17 protein-coding genes are annotated in these 20,790 nt (G+C 62.4%); 9 read left to right on the forward strand and 8 right to left on the reverse strand.

All coding sequences use genetic code 11. The features are described 5' to 3' along the window. Positions 1-54 precede the first annotated feature (54 nt). Both LB565_RS13495 and LB565_RS13500 read left to right on the forward strand, forming a co-directional pair. A complete protein-coding gene (locus LB565_RS13495) occupies positions 55-1,275 on the forward strand; it encodes a glycosyltransferase family 2 protein (RefSeq protein WP_224584667.1) in 1,221 nt (406 codons plus the stop codon). A gap of 49 nt (positions 1,276-1,324) precedes the next feature. Then, entirely contained in the window at positions 1,325-2,404 is a 1,080-nt protein-coding gene (locus LB565_RS13500; protein WP_224584669.1) for a glycosyltransferase, read from the forward strand. 45 nt (positions 2,405-2,449) lie between these two features. Here LB565_RS13500 and LB565_RS13505 read toward each other — a convergent pair whose 3' ends face one another. The 4 genes from LB565_RS13505 to LB565_RS13520 all read right to left on the reverse strand — a co-directional run bounded on the left by LB565_RS13505 (position 2,450) and on the right by LB565_RS13520 (position 8,874). Then, the gene (locus LB565_RS13505) at positions 2,450-3,244 is read right to left on the reverse strand and encodes a family 16 glycosylhydrolase (RefSeq protein WP_224584671.1); all 795 of its coding nucleotides are present in this window, start codon (positions 3,242-3,244) and stop codon (positions 2,450-2,452) included. Positions 3,245-3,452: 208 nt separating this feature from the next. Then, the gene (locus LB565_RS13510) at positions 3,453-4,949 is read right to left on the reverse strand and encodes a lipopolysaccharide biosynthesis protein (protein WP_224584674.1); all 1,497 of its coding nucleotides are present in this window, start codon (positions 4,947-4,949) and stop codon (positions 3,453-3,455) included. A gap of 472 nt (positions 4,950-5,421) precedes the next feature. Then, entirely contained in the window at positions 5,422-7,440 is a 2,019-nt protein-coding gene (locus tag LB565_RS13515) for an acyltransferase family protein (RefSeq protein ID WP_224584675.1), read from the reverse strand. Between the two features lie 183 nt (positions 7,441-7,623). Continuing rightward, positions 7,624-8,874: a glycosyltransferase family 4 protein gene (locus LB565_RS13520; protein WP_224584676.1), complete on the reverse strand. Its 1,251-nt coding sequence runs from the start codon at positions 8,872-8,874 to the stop codon at positions 7,624-7,626. Between the two features lie 398 nt (positions 8,875-9,272). Between LB565_RS13520 and LB565_RS13525 the strand changes: the two genes are divergently transcribed. From LB565_RS13525 to LB565_RS13550, 6 genes are all read left to right on the forward strand, one after another. Beyond that, positions 9,273-10,445, forward strand: coding sequence for a glycosyltransferase (locus LB565_RS13525; protein ID WP_224584677.1), 1,173 nt, complete (start codon positions 9,273-9,275; stop codon positions 10,443-10,445). 23 nt (positions 10,446-10,468) lie between these two features. Further along, positions 10,469-11,458, forward strand: a complete 990-nt coding sequence (locus LB565_RS13530; protein ID WP_224584807.1) for a glycosyltransferase family 2 protein — start codon at positions 10,469-10,471, stop codon at positions 11,456-11,458. After that, complete coding sequence (locus LB565_RS13535; RefSeq protein ID WP_224584678.1) at positions 11,458-12,396, forward strand: glycosyltransferase; 939 nt, start codon at positions 11,458-11,460, stop codon at positions 12,394-12,396. The genes LB565_RS13530 and LB565_RS13535 overlap by 1 nt, the downstream gene beginning before the upstream one ends. Further along, on the forward strand, positions 12,386-13,372 hold the full coding sequence (locus LB565_RS13540; protein WP_411970644.1) for a glycosyltransferase family 2 protein: 987 nt from the start codon (positions 12,386-12,388) through the stop codon (positions 13,370-13,372). Before LB565_RS13535 ends, LB565_RS13540 begins: the two co-directional genes overlap by 11 nt. A 28-nt stretch (positions 13,373-13,400) precedes the next feature. Further along, positions 13,401-14,297: a UTP--glucose-1-phosphate uridylyltransferase GalU gene (galU, locus tag LB565_RS13545; protein WP_224584679.1), complete on the forward strand. Its 897-nt coding sequence runs from the start codon at positions 13,401-13,403 to the stop codon at positions 14,295-14,297. A 167-nt stretch (positions 14,298-14,464) separates the two neighbouring features. After that, on the forward strand, positions 14,465-16,846 hold the full coding sequence (locus LB565_RS13550) for a polysaccharide biosynthesis tyrosine autokinase (protein WP_224584680.1): 2,382 nt from the start codon (positions 14,465-14,467) through the stop codon (positions 16,844-16,846). 62 nt (positions 16,847-16,908) lie between these two features. Here LB565_RS13550 and LB565_RS13555 read toward each other — a convergent pair whose 3' ends face one another. The 4 genes from LB565_RS13555 to LB565_RS13570 all read right to left on the reverse strand — a co-directional run bounded on the left by LB565_RS13555 (position 16,909) and on the right by LB565_RS13570 (position 20,114). Further along, complete coding sequence (locus LB565_RS13555; protein ID WP_224584681.1) at positions 16,909-17,622, reverse strand: metallophosphoesterase; 714 nt, start codon at positions 17,620-17,622, stop codon at positions 16,909-16,911. Between the two features lie 98 nt (positions 17,623-17,720). Next, the gene (locus tag LB565_RS13560) at positions 17,721-17,930 is read right to left on the reverse strand and encodes a hypothetical protein (protein ID WP_224584682.1); all 210 of its coding nucleotides are present in this window, start codon (positions 17,928-17,930) and stop codon (positions 17,721-17,723) included. Then, positions 17,930-18,085: a hypothetical protein gene (locus LB565_RS13565; protein WP_224584683.1), complete on the reverse strand. Its 156-nt coding sequence runs from the start codon at positions 18,083-18,085 to the stop codon at positions 17,930-17,932. The genes LB565_RS13560 and LB565_RS13565 overlap by 1 nt, the downstream gene beginning before the upstream one ends. 121 nt (positions 18,086-18,206) lie before the next feature. Then, positions 18,207-20,114, reverse strand: a complete 1,908-nt coding sequence (locus LB565_RS13570) for a propionyl-CoA synthetase (RefSeq protein WP_224584685.1) — start codon at positions 20,112-20,114, stop codon at positions 18,207-18,209. 497 nt (positions 20,115-20,611) lie between these two features. Between LB565_RS13570 and LB565_RS13575 the strand changes: the two genes are divergently transcribed. Continuing rightward, on the forward strand, positions 20,612-20,710 hold the full coding sequence (locus LB565_RS13575) for a putative RiPP precursor (RefSeq protein ID WP_224584687.1): 99 nt from the start codon (positions 20,612-20,614) through the stop codon (positions 20,708-20,710). Positions 20,711-20,790 lie beyond the last annotated feature (80 nt).

Consider the following 20,790-nt stretch of genomic DNA (forward strand, 5'->3'; position numbering starts at 1 on the left):
TGGCTGTGGACTCATCCCGGCGAACGGGGCATCGGCAACAGTATGAGGTCGCCAATGGCTGCACAGCGCAAACCGACGGTCACCGTCATCGTCCCTACCTTCAACCGCGAAAAATTCCTGCCCGAATCCATCGGCAGCCTGCTGCGGCAGACCGTGGCGCCGGATCAGATCCTGATCGTGGATGACGGCTCGACGGACAATACCGGCGCGGTGGCGGCCTCTTTCCCGGAGCCGGTCGAATATTACCGCAAGGAGAATGGCGGCAAGTCGACGGCGCTGAATTTCGCCCTGAAGCGCTGCACGGGGGATTTCGTCTGGATATTCGATGACGACGATGTCGCGCACCCGACGGCGCTGGAGCGGTTTCTCGCCGCTTTCGAGCGGGAGCCGGCCGCCGATTTCGCATTCGGCGAATATGCGCGTTTCCAGCGTTCGGCCCAGATCGAGGAGCAGGATTACGAGATCGTCGCCTTCGGCCATGTCAGCCAGGACAATTTTTTCCCGTCGCATCTCGAATATTGCCACGTCCACCAGCCGGGTCTCCTGGTGCGCCGCAAATGCTACGACGAGGTGGGTGGCTTCAACGAGACCCTGGTCCGGTCGCAGGACTACGAGATGATGCTGAGGCTTGCACGCCGGTTCAAGGGCGTCAGGGTTGATGGCTTGATGTTCTTCCAGCGCCAGCACGACATGGTCCGCGGCAGCACCAAGGTGGTCATTTCCTACACCGACCGGATCAAGGCCTGGGGCGCGTACGACCGGGCGATCATGGAAGAGGTCTACAAGTCGGTCGATCTGCATGAGTATCTGGATCGCTCGGAGCAGGCCCTGCCGAGGACGGCCGATCTCGAGATGCAGGCGCTGCTGCAGCGCTCGAGCATCATGGCCAGGAAGGGTTTGTGGCATCACGCGGCCGAGGACATCCGCCGCTACGCCCTGCTTGCCGAACGAGCCGGAAAGACGTCGCTCAGCGACAAGGAACGCGCCATCGTGCGGCGCACGTTCGAAGCCTATGACACGGGCCTGGCATCCGCCCCCGCCGACGCATTCGTCTCGGCGGTGAAGGCATGGAAGTCGGGGCCTCTCAAGGCCGACATCGTCAGGGAATACATGCATTCCTTCCCGCATTATCTGGCGCGGGACCTGAAGGCGGGAAAGGTGATCCCGGCTTCGAAATTGTTGCGGGAGTATTCGGCGCTGTCGCTTTCCGCTTCGCTCGGCCGGCTGTGCCGGGCGATGACGTCGAAGCTTCCCTTGGCGCGCGGCGCAAGCTGATGAGCCGTGGCTTACGGATACTCGCCCGAGCCGAATTAGGAGCAGAATGATGAAAGTGCTTTTTGCAAGCGGCAACGGGTACATTCCCGAGTTCACCGGCGGCGTGCAATCCAACACCCACCACCTGGTCGAACAGCTGATCGAGCACGGCCATCAGGCGTCGGTCCTCGCCTCGCTGTTCGGCGACGGCATGTTCGGCCTCAAGGCGCGCGCCAAGATGAAGCTGTTGCGGCAGCCCGCGGTTGTCGACAATTTCCCCGGCTACCCGGTGATGCGCGCCTGGTTCCCCTGGGAGGCGGCCGGCTTCGCCGTCGAGAAGACCACACCGGACGTCGCCGTCGTGCAGTGCCACAAATCGGTCCTGCTCGGAAAGGCGCTTCTGGCCGAAGGCGTGCCACTGGTCGTCTACCTCCACAATGTCGAATTCCACGAGCTCGCTGGCGATCCGCGCGAGCTCAATTCGGCTTTATACATCGCCAATTCGGAATTCACCGCGCGCACCTACAAGGAAAAATTCGGCATCGAGTCCGTCGTTCTTCCGCCGACCATCAACGACGCTCTCTATTGCACGCATACGACCGGCGAATTCGTCACCATGATCAATCCCTATGAGGAGAAGGGTTTCGATCTGGCGGTGAAGATTGCGGCCGCCTGCCCGGAGATTCCCTTCCTGTTCGTGGAGAGCTGGAAACTGGAGGACGAGCATCGTGCCCGCATCGAAAAGACCATCGCGCCGCTCTCGAATGTCACGCTGGAAAACCGCACCGACGATATGAAGACGGTCTATGGCCGCACCAGGATCTTGCTTGCCCCGAGCAAATGGGAGGAAGCCTGGGGCCGCGTCGCGTCCGAGGCGCATTGCAGCGGCATCCCTGTCGTCGGATCGAGGCGCGGCGGCCTGCCCGAAGCCATCGGTCCCGGCGGCGTGGTGCTCGAGTACGACGCCCCGCTCGCCGACTGGGCCGCGGCGGTGAGGAGCCTGTGGAACGATCGCCAGGAATACGAACGGCTTTCGGCCGCGGCTCTGGCCTTCTCCAAACGCCCGGAGCTCGATCCCGCGCGGCAGTTGGTGGTGTTTGTCGATCTGCTCGAAAGAGCGGCCCGGCAGGGCGTCCGCCGCGCGGCGTAGACTGGTATCTGCCGGATGCAGAATGCGTCCGGCTTATGCCCTGCCTCACGAGTTAAGGTCGGTGCGCTTATAGCCGTGAATGGTCATGACCAGTTTGTCGTTGGGCGCCATCGGTTCCCATTGGCCAGCCCAGCGCGGGTCCATTACGGTTCCGGCTGCGACCCACAGGTCGAAATAGGGCTTCATCGGGTTGTTCGGAAAAGCCCCTCCGGCCGTATCGGCAGGCGTAACGACAGCGGCTTCTTCCCCGTTGATCAGGAAGCTGACACGCTTGCCCGCTTCGTATTCGATGCCGAGCCGATAGCGCTTGCCAGACAGATCCCCAAGTTCAATCCACTTCACCCAGACGCTTTTGTGCTGGTTGTTCACGCTTGCCCAAACGGTCAGCTGAAGCCCTTTCGTGCCGACGATTTCGAAGTCGATTTCCTCATGGGCCTTATCGTTGAACGTCCAGAGCGGGGCCGCGATAAGCCCCGGCCTCATCGTCGGCAAGGTGACATCCACTTCCCAGCGTGCCGATGAGGTGTCGGACTTGCCGCCGGCGATGACCTGCGCCGAGGCCTTCTCGCTGACAGTCAGCTGAAGTTCGCCATTGACGATTTTGACGTTGTCGCCCTTCCAGCCATAGCCGCCGAGCTTCGGTTCGTTCCATTGCGAGGGAACGAATGGATTCTCATACTTCCAGAGCTGAAGCTTGACCTTCGACCAGTCGGGAAGCGAGCCGAGTGCAGGCTTTGCCCCTTGCTCGCCGGCGATCTGCGCCAAGGTTCGTCCGGCGAGCAGCGGCATCGCCATTGAAACACCGAGCGACGCCAGGATTTCTCTGCGCGTGATGTCCATAGCCGATCTCCGATTGCACCGTTTCGCGATCCCCTACGTATAGATCCTGCCGGCGAGGATACAGCTCCTCGGTACGCCGACGACCAAGTCGATGTCGCCCGGCAACCGGTACAGCTTGCGCACGGTCGCGTCGTTCGTGGCTGAAATCGATCGGCAGTTCATGTGTCTATCCCTGTCCTGAGATCAGCGTGTCGGGAGCCGGGCGGGTTCATTTCGCCTCGCTTGGGGCCGCGACGAACCCCCGTGCCGGGATCAACTGCAATGCCTCGCGAAGTGTCTGGCGGCCGGCACGGAAGGCAAGCGCGACGACAACGGTGGCGACATAGGAGAGCGCCGCGCCGCCGGCGAGCGCGACGACGGGCGGCACCTGCAGCATCGGCTTGGCGAGCCAGACCAGGCCGAACGCCAGATGCGCGCCTAGCACGAAAGGCATTGCTGCGTGAAGCACATGGCTCGCCCTGAGCGGTCCGCTCTTGCCGACATAGAGCCACAGGAACGGCGTACGCAGATATTCGCTGATCGCGTAGGCGACCGCGACGCCGAGCGCTCCGTAAGGAAGGCCTATTGCGAAGGCCAAGACCGAGGTCACGGCGGAGGTGATGCCCCAGCGCATGAAGTCGCCGGAACGGCCCTGGCTGACGAACAGCCATCCCGAAGGGTTGTTGAGCGGCTGCAGCAGTCCGGCAAAGCCCAGCGCCAGGAAGATCGGCGCGCTTCCCCTCCACTGCTCGCCGAGCACGAAGGGAATTAGCGTGTCCGACATGGCGGTGGCGAAGGCGACACCCGGAAGCGCCACCAGAAGGATCAGCGGCATGACCCGCAGATAGGCGCTGCGGTAGCGGTCCGGCTCGTCCTTCAGCCGCGACAGCGCTGGCACCATCACCTTCGCCAGCGGGTTGGTGATCTGGCTGAGCGGGAAAAGCAGAAGCTTGTAGGCGCGGTCATAGAGGCCGAGCTGCGCCTCGCCCCAGTATTTGCCGATCAGCACATTGTCGAGGTTGCGGGCAAAGAAATTGGCGAAATTGAAGCCGGTGATGCCGGCGCCGAAATTGATCAGCGCGCCGATGCCGTCGACCTTGCGCGGCAGGCCCGGGCGCCAGCGCGAGGAGTACCAGTAGCACAGCGTCGGCAGCACGGCGCTTGCCAGCGTGCCGGCGAAAAGCGCCCAATAGGAGCGATCGATGAAGGTCCAGAGGATCGAGACGGCAACGCCGAGGACGGCGCTGGCGATGTCGATGATGGCCAGCCGCGTGAACTCCATGCGGCGCGTCAACAGCGCCACATGCTGCGCTCCCAGGCCATAGGCGATGATCTGCAGGCCGAAGGCGGCGACGAGGCCCGTCACGCGCGGCTCGCCATAGAAAGCGGCGACCAAGGGCGCCGAAGTCGCGAGCACGCAGGCGAGCAGGGTACTTACGGCCACATTGATCCAGAACAGGTAATTGACTTCTTCGTGGCGGATGCCGGTCTTCTGGATCGTCGCCTGGGTCAGGCCGAAATCCTGGAACAGTGCGATGAAGGCAAGCACCGGCGCGCACATGGCGACGACGCCGAAATCCTGCGGCGACAGGAGCCGCGACAGCACGATGACGGAGATGATCTGAGTCGCCACCCGTACGCCTTGCGCCATCGCGGTGACGACCGCGCCGCGTCCGACCGATTTGCGCAGGGAGCCTTCTGGCGGATCGAATGCACTGGCTTGCAAATTCAGGATTCCCGACTTTCGCCCGGCCTGGATCCATGACCCCGACCGTCCGTTGAGTACCGAAACGCCCCGTCCACCATCAAGCTTGCAGCAACGATATGGCAATTTTTGCGACGCCGCATCAAAATTGTTGCAATGCAGCAAAATTTTACGACAGAAGGCCTGTGGGAGCCCCGTTCGAGTGTCTTGCGGCAAAGCAGAGGCCACTGCTCAAACCTGTTGATTTCGTTTGAAGAAATGGCACCCGGAAGGATTGAACCCTCGATCTTCGGCTTACAAAACTGATGCTAGCGCGGTCGAGCCGGCGACGATTTATAATAGATTCAACGAACGACAATACGGTCAGCGCCACGGCGCGGGCAGGAGCAATCGCTGGGGCGGCTAGTGCGCCGTGAGCGAGCTAAGACCGTCGCGGGCCGGTTAGGCCGGAAATATACGGGCTGACAAGGAATTGAATGCACGGATCGGGCGGCTACCGACGCTCACCGTCTTGCGAGCTGCCCTGGGACAACAAAAGGCGGCTCTCACTGGGTGTGAGGATGCCTTTGGAAGCGATTTCCTTCGGAATGCTGACGATCATATCATCAGGGCTAAAGGTAACTGCTTCTTCTGGCGACAGCCCTTTTGATGTGGGCGCGCCAAAGTGGCTTATCATTTTCTTGATCTGAATGTCATTCCGGCCGGCCCCGACATTGGTTAAGTACAGCCCCGACGCTTGTGACCCTTTCCACGGAAGCTCCGTCCACCTGGTTGATGTTTTCACGTACTTGCTCCCGGCTCGTCGTCCCATCCAGAACAGCCAGATATCGTCGCCTTGGGGACTGAGCTTAATGAACAGTTCCTCATCTACGGTTTCTGCCGACAACGATTTAGGGCCGTACAGCACTCCACCGACACCCGTTGGGAAAAGCATTCCCGTCGTTTCCGAAACGTCAAATAACCATTGGTCGTAAGGCTGCATTCGCCCCGCATCATCGAATGTGACCTGGTGAGCCCGATGGAAAACGACGGTTTTTTCACCCGCCAGTTGAACAAGTTGCTCCAGCCAACGCGACGAATAATAAACATCGTCATCCGCCGTAACGATGTAGGCCTTTGGAAACGCTAGGAGGGCCGGCACGATCTTTTTGTACGAACGAATGTCTGTACAAAAGCGGATTTCAAGACCTTGGGCGTTGAGGTTTGTGACCGAGGCAGGCAGTTGCGTCGCATCCTCAGCCGTGACCCAAAGGATAACCCGGTCGGGCACAACCGTCTGCGACAGGAGACAGCGCAGCGTCAAATGCAGGGTGGCGAACCGTTTCGGATAGGAAGTCAAGGATACGATCAAGTCATCAGGCAAACCATGCGGCCTTCCCTGGCCTCTAAGCGGCCATCGAAGAGCGATCATGAGTTGCGCAATGTATGGCTTAGCAAAATGAAGGATCGTTGCTCGATACTTCGCGACCCGCCAACCAATACCGTGGCTCAGCCAAAAAATTCCGCGACTTGGCGCGCCAACACCTGTCCCCAGGAACCACGGGGAGAGCGAATCCGATCGCTTCAGCCAAAGATAGATCGCAAAAGGCCCCAAAACTGCGACCACCAAGATGACCGCCTCATTGTCGACCCCGAAATCCCGGAGGGAAAAATGGAAGAATTGGTGCAGGAACATAATGACCAACGACGCTTCACCTACCTTCGCTAAGGGCAACCCTATTCCCGCAACTGTCGCTGCTCGTCGTATCATGATGAGAAGCGTCAGGGACAAGGCCAGCGCAATGAGAAGCCCGAGGATGGGAGGTCCGAAAATGGAATATTTCATATTGAACTGAATGTCAGCGCCGCTAGCTGCTCCGGCCGAAGCAAGGGCACCCACGGTCAAAATGAAAATCCAAAGGGTCCTCGAACGAAATTGAATGGTCCGAATCAAATGCCCAAACCAATAACAGCACAATGCAATTGGCACTGCGGCGACCGCCCACGGCGAACGGTTCATTGGCCACTGGAATTGAATAGCATAGCCTAAGACCACACATAGAGCGATAAAGCCCAGCATGCGAGGGTTGCTAGGGCTTTTCGTCCAATTCGCAATTTCGTTATAGATGATTTGGGTGAAGAAAAGGCAGGTTATAAACCAGAAGACGCCAAAATCACGCGAGAGGCGCATCCCACCCAGCATATCGTTAACGGCCATCTCGCGTATCTGCCAACGGGCTGGAAAATCGCCGAGCAGAACTCTCCTGGATATGACTGCCAGTGTCAAAACCAACAAAAAAGCTACATATGGCACCGCTAGGCCAGCCACCTTCTTCCAGAACAGTCGGTTGCGTTCCGTGGGCTTGTAAAGGTAGCCAGACATCACAAAGAAAAGCGGCATATGAAACAGCAATACCGCGTTAGCGAAAACCGAGTCCCAGGGTTGAGTCCCAGCGCCGGCAATATGGGCCGCCACAACAAGTAGAATGCCAACGCCTTTGGCGGCATCAAGCCAAATCTCGCGATTCGTCATCGATCGCTCCAGCCGCCCCCGCAGAAGAAAATTAGATTAGTCGCTTCGCGAGCGCAACACGAAATTGTGCATCGCACAATCAATCTCCATTAAGGAGGCAGGGGTGCAAGGGTCCTAGCGGTCAGCAAACTGCGTCCCGCCTCGCTGGTGTCATAGAATGTTAACCTTTGCGGTTGCCGGCTCTCAAGCGGCCGAAGCGACTGGCCCGTGGGAGGGCTGCGTCGCGGCGCCGAGCGAGCCGGAGAAGGCCGGCGGGGAGGATGTGTCGAGCGCCGGATCGAGGCACGCGGGATCCTTGGCGCGTTCCGTTGCCACACGCTCGTAAAGCGAATCGAGAAATTCACCCGCCGGCCCCGATCCGAACATGACTTCTGCGGTCCGGCGGGCCTCGCGCCGGAGTGGCGCCATCAGTTCCGGCCGCCCTATATAGGCAGTCAGCCGCTCGATCGCCTCGGTGGCGAGGCGCTCGACCTCATCGCGGAAATACTGGGCATAGTCCCTATCGCCACGGAGGTCGTATCCCGGACTCCACCAGTCGCCGACTTCATTCAGCCTCACCGGCAGTGAAATGCCGTTGACGCCGTCCTCCAGGAATTCCGGCAAGGCGCAGACCCTCGTTCCAAGGACCGGAGTGTGCTCGGACATCGATTCCAGCGCCGAGTAGCCGAAAGTATCGCCGAACGTGGCAAGAACGCCGAAATGCGAGTTGCGCAGCAGTCGCCGCACTGCGTGATTGGCCAGCACGCCATGATATTGGACGTTCTTCAGGTCGAGCAGCTTGAAATAGGGATCGAAGAATCCCGGACTTGTCGGGTCGGTCCATACGGGACCGCCGACCTGCAGGCTCGAAACGATATTCACTCTGATGGGAAGGTTCCGTTCGATCGCCTTTTCAGCGATCTTGACCGCCACGCAACCGCCCTTGCGCCCGAAATGGGCGCCGACGAACGTCAGGACGAGCTCTTCTGCGTTATTGTCCGCCATCGCGTCCTCGACGGCGGGAACGATGATGTTGGGATGACGCACGATAAGCTTGTCGGTCAGCGCGCCGATGTCCGGATTGTCGGCGTGCTGGTCCAGGAAACATCTGCGGGCAAAATGCGATAGGGCAATGATCCGGCGACAGCCGGGGCGGATGATCCGCGACCTCATATATCTCGCTATCCCCCCATTTTTGCGCAGGGCGAACTGACGCGGCAGGTGGGATTCGAAGGAGATGACAAATCGCGACGAGTTGAGCGGTATCCGATTGAACGCATGTACGAGATCGACGGAACGGTCGGGCTCGATCAGCGTGACGCCTTCTAGCTTTGATGAGATGAAGTTCAGCGGCAGGAACCGCTTGCGCAAAATCGTATGTCTTGAAGAACGCGGCGTAACGAAACTTGTCGGATATTTGTCGTCGTAGACGGCAATACGAAGAGACTCAGCCATGCTTCACCCCACCCGGGCAAACCAGCGGCATGGGGAGTCGTCGTATATTGCACCAGTAGTGCCGAGCCATGCAAACTCAACACTCCCGCACCGCAACCAAATGCACGCGGCGATCCCCAGACCCAGTTCTGAAGGCCTACTTTAGGTTTCGATTTTAAAACCATTTTTTATTGCGGTGCAACATAATAATTTTAGTGGGACCGCCGGACTCCGCTCGACCGGGCGGCCCCGTGCAGGGCTCGGTCGCGCGTGTTGTGGCGGTCCAATTGTGAGCCTGCCGGAAATTTGTGCAGTGCGGTAAGGATGGCCGCTCTTTGCTACGCCGCACCAAAATTGTTGCGATGCAGCAAAAGCTGTACTAGCATCCCCGATGGGTGGGCCAACAGCGGTCGAGTTACATGCTGCATGTCTTGTACCTTGTGCATGACGTATCCGACCCGGCGGTGCGCCGGAGGGTACAGATGCTCAAGGCAGGCGGCGCCAGGGTCACCTTGGCGGGCTTCCGCCGCACCACCAGCCCGGTCGCCGAGATCGAAGGAATCGAGCCTGTCGACCTCGGCGCGACTCGCGACGGCCGATTCGCGCAGCGTCTCAGTGCTGTCGCCAAGGCAGCCATGTCGATCGGCGCGAAACTTGGCGCCATGGCAAGGCCCGATCTGATCATAGCGCGCAACCTCGAAATGCTGGCGCTGGCCCGCCGCGCCAACGCCGCCCTCGGGGCAAACGTGCCGATCGTCTATGAATGCCTGGACATCCATCGCCTGGTGTTGCGCGACGATTTTGTCGGCAGGACGCTGCGCGGCGCCGAACGCCATCTCGCCCGCGACGTGAAGCTTCTGGTGACGAGCTCGCCGGCCTTCGTCGCGAACTATTTCGAGCCTTTCGGGCAGATCGTCGCACCCGTCGAGCTGATCGAGAACAAATATTTCGAGATGGCATCCGTCGTCGCGGCGCATTCTTCCGAGGACGATGGTCCGACGACGCCGCCCTGGCGCATTGGCTGGTTCGGCGCGCTGCGCTGCCGCCGCTCGCTGGAGCTGCTCGCCGATTTCACCCGCCGGCAGGCGGGACGTTTCGAGGTCGTGCTCAGGGGACGTCCGGCGCTGTCCGAATTTCCGGACTTTCATGGCTTCGTCGAGGCCGAGCCGTGGCTTTCGTTCGGCGGCCCTTACCGCAATCCGGAAGATATGGCGGTAATCTACGGGCAGGTGCATTTCTCCTGGGCGATCGATTTCTTCGAAGCTGGCCAGAATTCCGAGTGGCTGCTTCCCAACCGCCTTTATGAAGGCTGCCGCTTCGGTGCCGTGCCGGTCTCGATGGCAGGCACCGAAACCGGCCGGTTCCTGAAGCAGCAGGATATTGGCGTGCTTCTGTCCGAAGCCACGCCCGAGGGCATCGAAGCGATGCTCGGCCGGATGGATCAGGATCGATATCGCGGCCTGAAGTCGCGGGTGCTGGCGCGCAATCCGCGGACCTGGAGCTACGACCGCAGCGACTGCGCGGCTTTCGTCGAAAAGCTGCGCGGCCTCGCCGCCATGCCTTCAACCTTTGTGACGGAGGCGGCGGCGTGATGGCAGAGGGCGCGCAAGAACCGATGGCGCAGGCGACCCCATCGATCCTGATCGTCATTCCCTGCCTCAACGAGGCCGCCCATATCGGCGGCCTGCTCGACCAATTGCGGCCCGCGGCGGCACGGCTGGGCGGCCGCATCGTCGTCGCCGACGGCGGCAGCACGGACGGCACGCAGGCCATCGTCGAAAACATCGTGGCGAAGGATCCCCGGGTCATCCTGCTCGCCAATCCGAAGCGCCTCCAGAGCGCCGGCATCAATCTCGCGGTGGCGAGTCTCGGCGAAGGCGTCGACTACCTCATCCGCATCGATGCGCATGGCGGCTATCCGGACGACTACTGCGACCGGCTGGTCGGGGAAGCCCTTGCCACCGGCGCCGATTCGGTCGTCGTTTCGATGCTGACCGCCGGCGCCGGCGCCGTGCAGAAGGCTGTGGCGGCGGCGCAGAATTCCAAGCTCGGCACCGGCGGCTCGAAGCACCGGCACATGTCCGAGGGCGAATGGGTCGATCACGGCCACCACGCGCTGATGCGCATCGCCGCCTTCAGGCATGTCGGCGGCTATGACGAGAGCTTCAGCCACAATGAGGACGCCGAACTCGACTACCGCCTGCGCCAGGCCGGCTACCGCATCTGGATGAGCGGCAGGACGCAGATGGTCTATTATCCGCGCTCGACGCTGAAGAGCCTCTATTTCCAGTATCTCGGCTATGGCCGCGGTCGCGCCAGGAACGTGCTGAAGCACCGCATGGTGCCGAAGGTCCGGCAGATGATCCCGCTGCTGGTTGCGCCCGTGGTGCTGCTCGCCCTGTTTTCCTTCGTCCATTGGCTGGCGGCGGTGCCGTTCCTTTTATGGGCGGCGGTGTGCCTCGGTTACGGCCTGGTGACGGCGATACGCCAGCGCAACGCCGGCATAGCGCTCGCCGGCGTCTCGGCGATGGTCATGCATTTCGGCTGGTCCGTCGGGTTCTGGCAGCAACTTTTGACGTCCCGCTCGCAGCGCAAGGTGGCGTGATGGCCGGGCGCTCGATCGACATCTGCATCTGCACTTTCTGTCGGCCGGAGCTAGCCGACACGTTGCGCTCCGTCGCCGCGCTGGAGAAGCCTGCGGGTTTGGAGATCGGAATCGTCATTGCAGACAATGACGACGAGCCCAGCGCGCAGAAACTGGTGAAAGCTGTGGCCGAAGAGCTGAAGCTGCCGATCCGCTATCGCCACGCGCCGGCGCGCAACATCTCGATCGCCCGCAACGCCTGCCTCGACGCCAGCGTTTCGGACTTTGTCGCCTTCATCGACGACGACGAGACGGCGTCGCCCTCCTGGCTGGTCGAACTGATAGCGGCCGCCGACACCACGGGCGCCGCGGCTGTGCTCGGTCCGGTGCGGGCGCATTACCGCCCCGACGCGCCGGACTGGATGCAAAAGGGCGACTTCCATTCCACCTTGCCGGTCTGGGTGCGCGGCGAGATTCGCACCGGCTACACCTGCAACGTCCTGCTCAGAATGACCGATGCGAGCCTGCGCGGCCGGCGCTTCAGCCTGGCGCGCGGCCAGACCGGCGGCGAGGATACCGAGTTCTTCGACGCCATGGTCAAGGCCGGCGGCCGCATCGCCTTCGCGCCGCAAGCCTTCGTCGACGAGGTCGTGCCGCGCGCCAGGGCCGCGTTCGACTGGCTGCGCCGCCGCCGCTTCCGTTTTGGGCAGACGCATGGCCATCTGATCGGGCGCGGCGCCGGCGGGTTGCGCCGCGCCGGCCAGGTCGGGCTGGCTTCAGCCAAGGCCGCTTACTGCTTCGGCATGGCGATTTTGACCGCGATCAGCCCGGTGCGGCGGAACCGCAGCGTGCTGCGCGGCATTATGCACGTTGGTGTCGTCAGCGGTTTGGTTGGCGTCCGTGAAATCCGCCAATACGGCCTCACGTCGCCAGAACAAGGGAACAAGCGTGCAGCCTGACGTCAGCTTCGTCATCGCCGCCTATAACGCGGAAGCGACACTCGACCGCGCCATCGCCGGCGCGATCGCGCAACTCGGCGTGACCGTCGAGATCATCGTCGTCGACGACCAGTCATGCGACGGCACGCTGGATACGGCGCGCGCCTATCCGCAAGATATCGTCAAGGTGGTGGCGCTGCCCGCCAATCGTGGTCCGGGCGGCGCCCGCAATGCCGGCCTCGACCTGGCGCGCGGCCGCTGGGTTGCGGTGCTCGATTCTGACGATGCGGTGCTTCCCGACCGGCTGGCCATGATGATCTCCCGCGCCGAAGCGGCAGGCGCTGAAATTGCGGTCGACAACGTGCAGGTCGTGCGCGAGGACGGTACGCCCGACGACGTCATGTTCCCAACCAGCTATCTCGAAGGCCTGCGCGAAATCTCGCTGGCCGACTACATCGCCGGCAATCTGGTCTTCGAATCGCGCTTCAATTTCGGCTATCTCAAGCCGATCTTCCAGCGCCGCTTCCTCGACGATAACAGGCTGCGCTACGACGAGAAGCTGCGCATCGGCGAGGACTACATTCTTCTGGCGAGCGCGCTTGCCAGCGGCGGCCGCTGCGTGGTCGAGCCGACCGTCGGCTATGTCTATCATATCCGCACCGGCTCGATCTCACGGGTGCTCGAATTGCACCACGTCGAGGCGATGACGAGCGCCGACGCTGCCTTTGCGGCGGTATTTCCCATGGACGGCAGCGCAAAGGCGGCCTTCGCCAGGCGTGGCCGCAGCCTGCGCAAGGCGGCGTCGTTCCTGTCCCTGGTTCAACACATCAAGGCGCGTGCGCCGCTCAAGGCGATCGGCGCGGCGCTCAGGGATCCGGCCGCGATCAGGCATATGAGCATGCCTATCGCGGTCCGGCTCAGAAGGGTTGCGGCACAGCTTTGCCGTCGGGGCGGGGAGACGAAGCATGCGGGCGTTTTTATAGCCAGCGATAGGTAGAAATCTTTTCTGTAAGAAGGAATATCAGATGCAGAAAGTCAGGAAGGCAGTCATTCCGGTGGCGGGGCTCGGAACGCGGTTCCTGCCGGCGACCAAGTCGATGCCGAAGGAAATGCTGCCCGTCGTCGATAAGCCTGTTGTGCAATATGCCGTCGACGAGGCGTTCGAGGCCGGCATCGAGCACATTGTCTTCGTCACCGGCCGCAACAAGGCGGTCATCGAGGATTATTTTGACCTGCATCCTGAACTGATCGGCACGCTGGAGCAGACCGGCAAGAAGGCGCAGCTCGAATCGCTGGAAAGCCTGCTGCCGGAGGCCGGCGCCACGTCCTTCATCCGCCAGCAGTCGCCACAAGGACTCGGCCACGCCGTATGGTGCGCGCGCGAGGTGATCGGCAACGAGCCTTTCGCGCTGCTGCTTCCCGACATGGTGTCCTTCGGCGTGCGCGGCTGCCTTGCCGAGACGGTCGACCTTTACCAGCGCACCGGCGGCAATGTGATCGCCGTCGAGCGCTGCGACCCGGCCGAAACCGGCAAATACGGCATTGTCGGCCGCGGCGACGAGGTCGGCTCCGGCTTCGAGATCACGGCGATGGTTGAAAAGCCGGCGCCCGCCAAGGCGCCGTCGAATTTCTACATCAACGGCCGCTACGTGCTGCAGCCGGAGATCTTCGCCCTGCTTGGCAACCAGCAGCGCGGCGCCGGTAACGAAATCCAGCTCACCGACGCCATGGTGCGCCTGGCTCAGAGCCAGCCTTTCTACGCCCAGCCTTTCGATGGCCGCATGTTCGACTGCGGCTCCAAGGAGGGCTTCATCGAGGCCACCATCGCCTTCGCCCTGGCGCGCGACGACATGAAGGGCCCTGTCTTCGAGATGCTGCAGCAATTTGTCCGGTCGCATGAGCGCCGGGAAGTAGCCGCATAATGCCCATCTTTCGGGTGCATATGCGGTTTCGCGATGGCGCGACAGCCACACCAGCGCCCGGGCCTTCCGGCCCGGCGCATCCTGGCAACAACGTTGCGCGGTCTTTTCTGGTCACGACGCCGATCTACCAAGGCCGATAGCGCCTGCAACCTGGAATTGGACCGACTATGAACTATGCCAACTTCCCTCTCGACAAGAGAACGCCGTTGCCCAGCACCGATTCGGAAAAGGGTGAAGACTTCATCGATGTCGAGCGTCTGCTTGGCATGGCCGCCCGGCAGGCCAAGGTCGTGGCGGTCTGCGCCGCCATCGGCCTGTTTCTGGGCGTGATCTATCTGCAGACGACGCCGAAGCAATACATGTCCGTGGCGAGCGTCCTGATCGACGAGGGCCTGAACAAGGTCGTCGACGACATTTCGGCGGCGTCGCAAACCATGCAGACCGACGCTTCGCTGCTGAGCCAGATCGAAATCCTGACCTCCGCGCGCCTGGCGTCGGCGGTGGTCGACAAGCTGAAGCTCGACCAGAACGACGCGTTCATGAACCCGCCTCAGTCGGCTCTGGCCAAGGGCGTCGGCTTCCTGCGCGGCGTGGTCGGATATTTCCGCAGCAGCTCGGCGAACGACATTCCCGGCATTGAGAATGTCGACGAGGCGACGCGCCAGGCCATGATCAAGACGGCGACTCATGACTACGCCGTGCTGAAGCTGCAGAGCGAGGTGCTGGCGCAGCGCAACGGCCGCAGCTACGTGATTTCGATCGGCTACCAGGCGCCGGATCCAGCTCTGGCCACGGCCATCACCAAGGCCTATGCCGATGCCTATCTGGCGGACCAGCTCAACGCCAGCTTCGACGCCACCGAGCGCGCGGCCTTGTGGCTGCAGGGCCGGCTCACAGAGTTGCGCGAAAGTTCCCAGCGAGCTGCGATGGCAGTCGAGAAGTTCAGGGCCGAACATGGGCTCTCCGCCAACAGTGACGGCCAGTTGCTGAGCGATAAGCAGCTCGCCGACCTCAACGCGCAGCTCATCGTCGCCCAGGCCGATACCGCCAGAGCCAGCGCCCGCTACCAGCAATACAAGGCGATCGTCGACAGCGGCTCCGAAAGCGCCTTCAACGATTCGGCCATCGGTTCGGATCAGCCGAGCAGCTCGGTCATCATCGCGCTTAAGACCCGCTACCTGGCCATCGCCAAGCGCCTGCAGGACGTCGAGACGAATTTCGGCAAGGATCACCCGCAGGCGGTCGCGCTGGCCAAGGAAAAGGCCGACGTCGCGGCGCAGATCTTCGGCCAGCTGAAGCAGCTCACCGAAAGCTACCGCAACGATTTCGAGGTGGCGCAGGCGCGCGAAACGGCTTTGCGCGACAAGATTTCCACCGCCGCCGGCAAGAGCTCGATCGACAACCAGTCGCAGGTGAAGCTGAAGGAGCTCGACCAGCAGGCGCAGGCGCTGACCACGCTCTACCAGACCTTCCTCAGCCGCTATGAGGAGGCCTCGCAGCAGCAGTCCTTCCCGGTCGGCAAGGTCCGCATCATTTCCGACGCGACGATGCCGCTCGCGGCTTCCAGCCCCCGCACCTTGCGCGTGCTGGCGCTGTCGCTGGTGCTCGGCCTGATGCTTGGCGCCGGCTTCGGCGGCCTCAACGAGTTCAACGAGCGTTTCTTCAGGACGGGCGAGGACATTCGCGACCGCGTCCGCCTGAAATTCCTCGGCTATCTGCCGACGATCGGCGGCGGCAAGGCTAAGGATACCAAAGCCGACGACCTGCCGGCCGACGGCAAGGTGGCCAGTCTCTCCGCGGCTGAGAGGCGGGCGCGCATGCGTGTCAGCATCGACGCCCCGGCCTCGATGTTCGCCGAGACGCTGCGCAACGCCAAGATCGCGTTCGACGTGGTGATGGAAGACCGCGGCAGCCGGGTGATAGGCGTCATTTCGGTGCTGCCCGGGGAGGGCAAGTCGACGGTGGCCGCGAATCTCGCCGGCCTGCTCGCCGCGAACGGCGCCAAGACCTTGCTCATCGACGGCGACCTGCGCAACCCGGGCTTGAGCCGCAGCCTCGGCATGGAGGCCGAGCAGGGCCTGATGGAAGCGGTGGTCAACGGCCAGACCTGGCAGTCGGTCGGCAAGGTCGACCGCCAGACCAAGCTGGCGATCATTCCCGCCGTGCTGCGCGGCCAGTTCTCGCATACCAGCGAGCTTCTGGGCTCGGCCGGCATGCGGCGTTTCATCGAGAACGCCAAGGAGACGTTCGAATACATCATCGTCGACCTGCCGCCGCTTGGCCCCGTCGTCGATGCCAAGGCCTTCGCGCCTCTGGTCGACGGCTTCGTGCTGGTCACCGAATGGGGCCGCACGCCCCGCAACATGGTGCGCTCGATGCTGGAATCCGAGCCCTATATCGCCAACAAGGTGATCGGCGCGGTGCTCAACAAGGTCGATCTGAAGAAGCTGGCCAAATACGGCTCGCTCGGCGGTTCGGAAAGGTTCTTCGACCGCTACTCGAGCTACTATCTGGAGAAGTCGGAGACGCGCGCGAAGCAAGCTGCCTGAGACGGATTTTCCGTTCGGAAAGGCAAAGATTAGGGCGGTTCACCCTCATAGGCTGAACCGCCCTAATCTTGTGAAGACAGCAGCCGTCCGTACTTGCCGACGATCCTGAGCGCGGTCAGCCGTCCCGTTTGAAAGGCGCCGGTGTCGATGTCGAGCCGGCGTCCGTCGAGCGTCGGAGCGTCGACGATCGTGTGCCCGTGCACCACCCAGCGGTCGAGGCGATGCGCCGCCTGGAAGAACTCCTCGCGGATGTTGAGCAAGTCGCCCTCGTCCTGCGCCTCGAGCGCGATGCCGGGCCGGATGCCGGCATGGACGAAGACGAATTGGTCGGAGCAGACCATCGCCGGCAGCGTGCGCAGGAAATCGACATGGCTGGCTGGAATGGCCTCGCGTATGCGCGCATCCGCCTGCTCGCTCGAACCGTAGAGGCTTATCAGCCGGTCAGGATCAACGCCGTAGGAGAACAGGGTTTCGCGGCCGCCATAGCCGAGCCAGGTTTCACGCGAGAGATGACCGTCCAGATAAAGGAGCAGTGCGACTTCATGGTTTCCCACGAGGCAGATGCGCTGAAGGCCCTTCGGCGGCGGCGCCATCAGATGGTCGATCACGCGCCGCGAATGCGGCCCGCGGTCGATATAGTCGCCTAGCATGATGATGATCTTGCGACCGCGGAAGCGCTGCGCATCGATCTGGATCTTTTGCTCCAGCGCGCGCAGCTCGTCATGGCAGCCATGCACGTCGCCGATCGCGTAGACGACCATGTCGCGCATGTCCATGACGAGGCGCTCGCGTGGCGCGGGTCGAGGGCGTCTCGATCGTTGGAAAAGATTCACGGATTGAGGCTCGGCTACTTGCACTGATCTGCGCCTCGATATCATGCCGAATGCAAACAATTCCACACCTGCGCGCGATCGGCAGTCGCGTCGATGCGCGGCTCGGCCTCCGCCGCGATCAGCCAGCTCACCGCGATCATGGCGGCGCCGACAATGGGAATGGCGGCCAGACAGGGCACGCCTGCGCGCGTCAGGCCGCCGAGCATCGCCGCGCCGACGACGTCGTGGATCAGATAGAACGGATAGGTCATCATCCCGATCCGCCGCCAGCCCGCCACGACAGGTCGAGGCGCACCGACCACGCCATCAGCGCGACAGCCGTCAGATGGTGATAGAATATCGTAATGTCGGCAGCGAGGACGCGGAGTATGTCGACGCCGCCCAATGTCCTCTTGTGCTGAGCCATGCCGTGCCTTCGGTATGGCCCCCCACGCGAACTTTAAAGTCTGCTGCTGCGCCGCACAACAAGCGATTGCAGTGCGGGATAGATTGGTAAATTGATCCTTAACGCGGCCGCCGCCGGGCGGCTAAACGCCGATGCCGCGTCCCTTCAGCGCCGCCGTGATCTCGTCGAGGATCGCCGGATCGTCGATGGTCGCCGGCATCGTCCATTCCTCCTTGTCGGCGATCTTCTGCATCGTGCCGCGCAGGATCTTGCCGGAGCGGGTCTTGGGCAGCCGCTTGATCGTCACCACGGTCTTGAAGGCGGCAACCGGGCCGATCCGCTCACGCACCAGCCCCACCACCTCGCTTTCGATCGCTGCGGTATCGCGCGACACGCCGGCATTGAGCACGACGAAGCCGAGAGGCACCTGGCCCTTCATGGCATCGGCAATGCCGATGACCGCGCATTCGGCGACATCGGGGTGGGCCGCCAGCACCTCTTCCATGGCGCCGGTCGACAGACGGTGGCCGGCGACGTTGATGATGTCGTCGGTGCGGGCCATCACGTAGAGATAGCCGTCCTCGTCCATCATGCCGGCATCGGCCGTCTTGTAGTAGCCGGGGAACTCCTCGAGGTAAGCTTGGCGGAAGCGGGCGTCGGCGTTCCACAGCGTCGGCAGGCAGCCGGCGGGCAGCGGCAGCTTGACCACGACATTGCCGAGCGTGCCGCGCGCTACCTCATGGCCGGCATCGTCGAGGATGCGAATGTCGTAGCCCGGCATCGGCACGCCGGGCGAGCCGTATTTCACGGGCAGAAGCCCGAGGCCCGCCGGGTTAATCGTCATCGGCGAGCCGGTCTCGGTCTGCCACCAATGGTCGATCACCGGACGGTCGAGCTTCTGCTCCGCCCATTTGATGGTTTCGGGGTCGGCGCGCTCGCCGGCAAGGAACAGCGTGCGGAACTTCGACAGATCGTATTTCGGCACGAACTCGCCCTTGGGATCCTGCCCCTTGATGGCGCGGAACGCGGTCGGCGCGGTGAACAGCGCCACCACGCCATGCTGCGAGATCACCCGCCAATAGGTGCCGGCATCCGGCGTGCCGATCGGCTTGCCTTCGAACAGCACGCTTGTGCAGCCATGCAGAAGCGGCCCGTAGACGATGTAGGAATGGCCGACCACCCAGCCGACGTCGGAGGCCGCCCAGAACACTTCGCCCGGCTTGACGCCGAACTCATTGTCCATGGTCCATTTCAGCGCGACCATGTGGCCGCCATTGTCGCGCACGATGCCCTTCGGCTGGCCGGTCGTGCCAGAGGTGTATATGATGTAGAGCGGGTCGGTGGCTAAAACCGGCACGCAATCGACATTGGCGCCGGCCGCACGTTCACGCGCCACCGCGTCCGCATAGTCGAAGTCGTAATTGTCCTTCATCTCGCAGCGCAGCTGCTCGCGCTGCAGGATCAGGCACGCGTCGGGCTTGTGCTTCGACATCTCGATCGCCTTGTCGAGCAGCGGCTTGTAGGCGACGACGCGGCCTGGCTCCAGGCCGCAGGAGGCGGTGATGATCAGCTTCGGCTTGGCGTCGTCGATGCGGGTGGCGAGCTCATGCGAGGCGAAGCCGCCGAATACCACGGAATGCACGGCGCCCAGCCTCGCTGAGGCAAGCATGGCGATGGCAGCTTCCGCCACCATCGGCATGTAGATGATGACGCGGTCGCCCTTGCCGATGCCGCGATGCCTCAGCACCGAGGCGAGGGCGAGGACCTCGCGCTTCAATTCGGCATAGGTGAATTTTCGGATCGCGCCGGTGATCGCGCTGTCGTGGATCAGCGCCAGCTGGTCGGCGCGGCCGCCCGCGACATGGCGGTCGATTGCGTTGTAGCAGGTGTTGCAGGTTGCACCGGTGAACCAGCGGCCATAGACGCCTTCTGCAGGATCGAAGACCTTGTCGGCCGGCCTATACCAGTCGATCGCCTTGGCCGCCTCGGCCCAGAACCCTATGGGGTCGCGTTTCCAGCCCTCATAGACTTCATGGTAACGTGAGGCCATCCGCCTTCCTCCCAGGACATTCTGCCGTCTGGGGTTAGCTTAGAGCAATTCCAGGAAAAAGTGTGAAACGGTTTTCCGTCCGGAATTGCGTAAAAACAAGGAGATGGAGCGGTTCGCCGTTCTGTGAAGCGCAAAACGCTTCAAGTCGTTTTTCGCCGGCCATGTCTTCCTGCATTTTGGTCGACATCGCCGGTAAACGGCTCCGTTCGGCGCCTATCTGGAGGCGTCGCCGTCACGGTCCGCGACATCAGCCGACTTAAAGCGGCAGCGCCGCCAGCATCAGCCCGACGCCGCCCGCGATCAGGATGGCCGCCGCAAGCGCCTTCCGATGGCGCTCGAACGCCGTCGGAGCCCGTTCCCAATTGTAACGCATACAGTTCACTCCCCAAAGCCCGGCGGACTCATAGCTTACCCAGGGGCAGGAAGGCAACCCTGGCGGCCTGGCCGGCTTGACAGTGGGCGCGACTACCCATCATGCTCATGCCGTGGTTTGTTCCTTGGGGGGTCTCATGAAGAAAACTTACGAAAAACCGGTGCTGGTCAAGCGCGAGAAGCTGTCGCATGTCGTGGCGGTCGCAAGCGGTCCGATCGGCTGACGCTTCGGCCATTCGCCGCAAGACGGCCGACGCAACTGCGCAACTTCGGCGCGAGATGATGGACAGCGCAAAGTTGGCGC

It is taken from the genome of Mesorhizobium sp. CA14 (genome assembly GCF_020165195.1).
Taxonomy (GTDB): domain Bacteria; phylum Pseudomonadota; class Alphaproteobacteria; order Rhizobiales; family Rhizobiaceae; genus Mesorhizobium.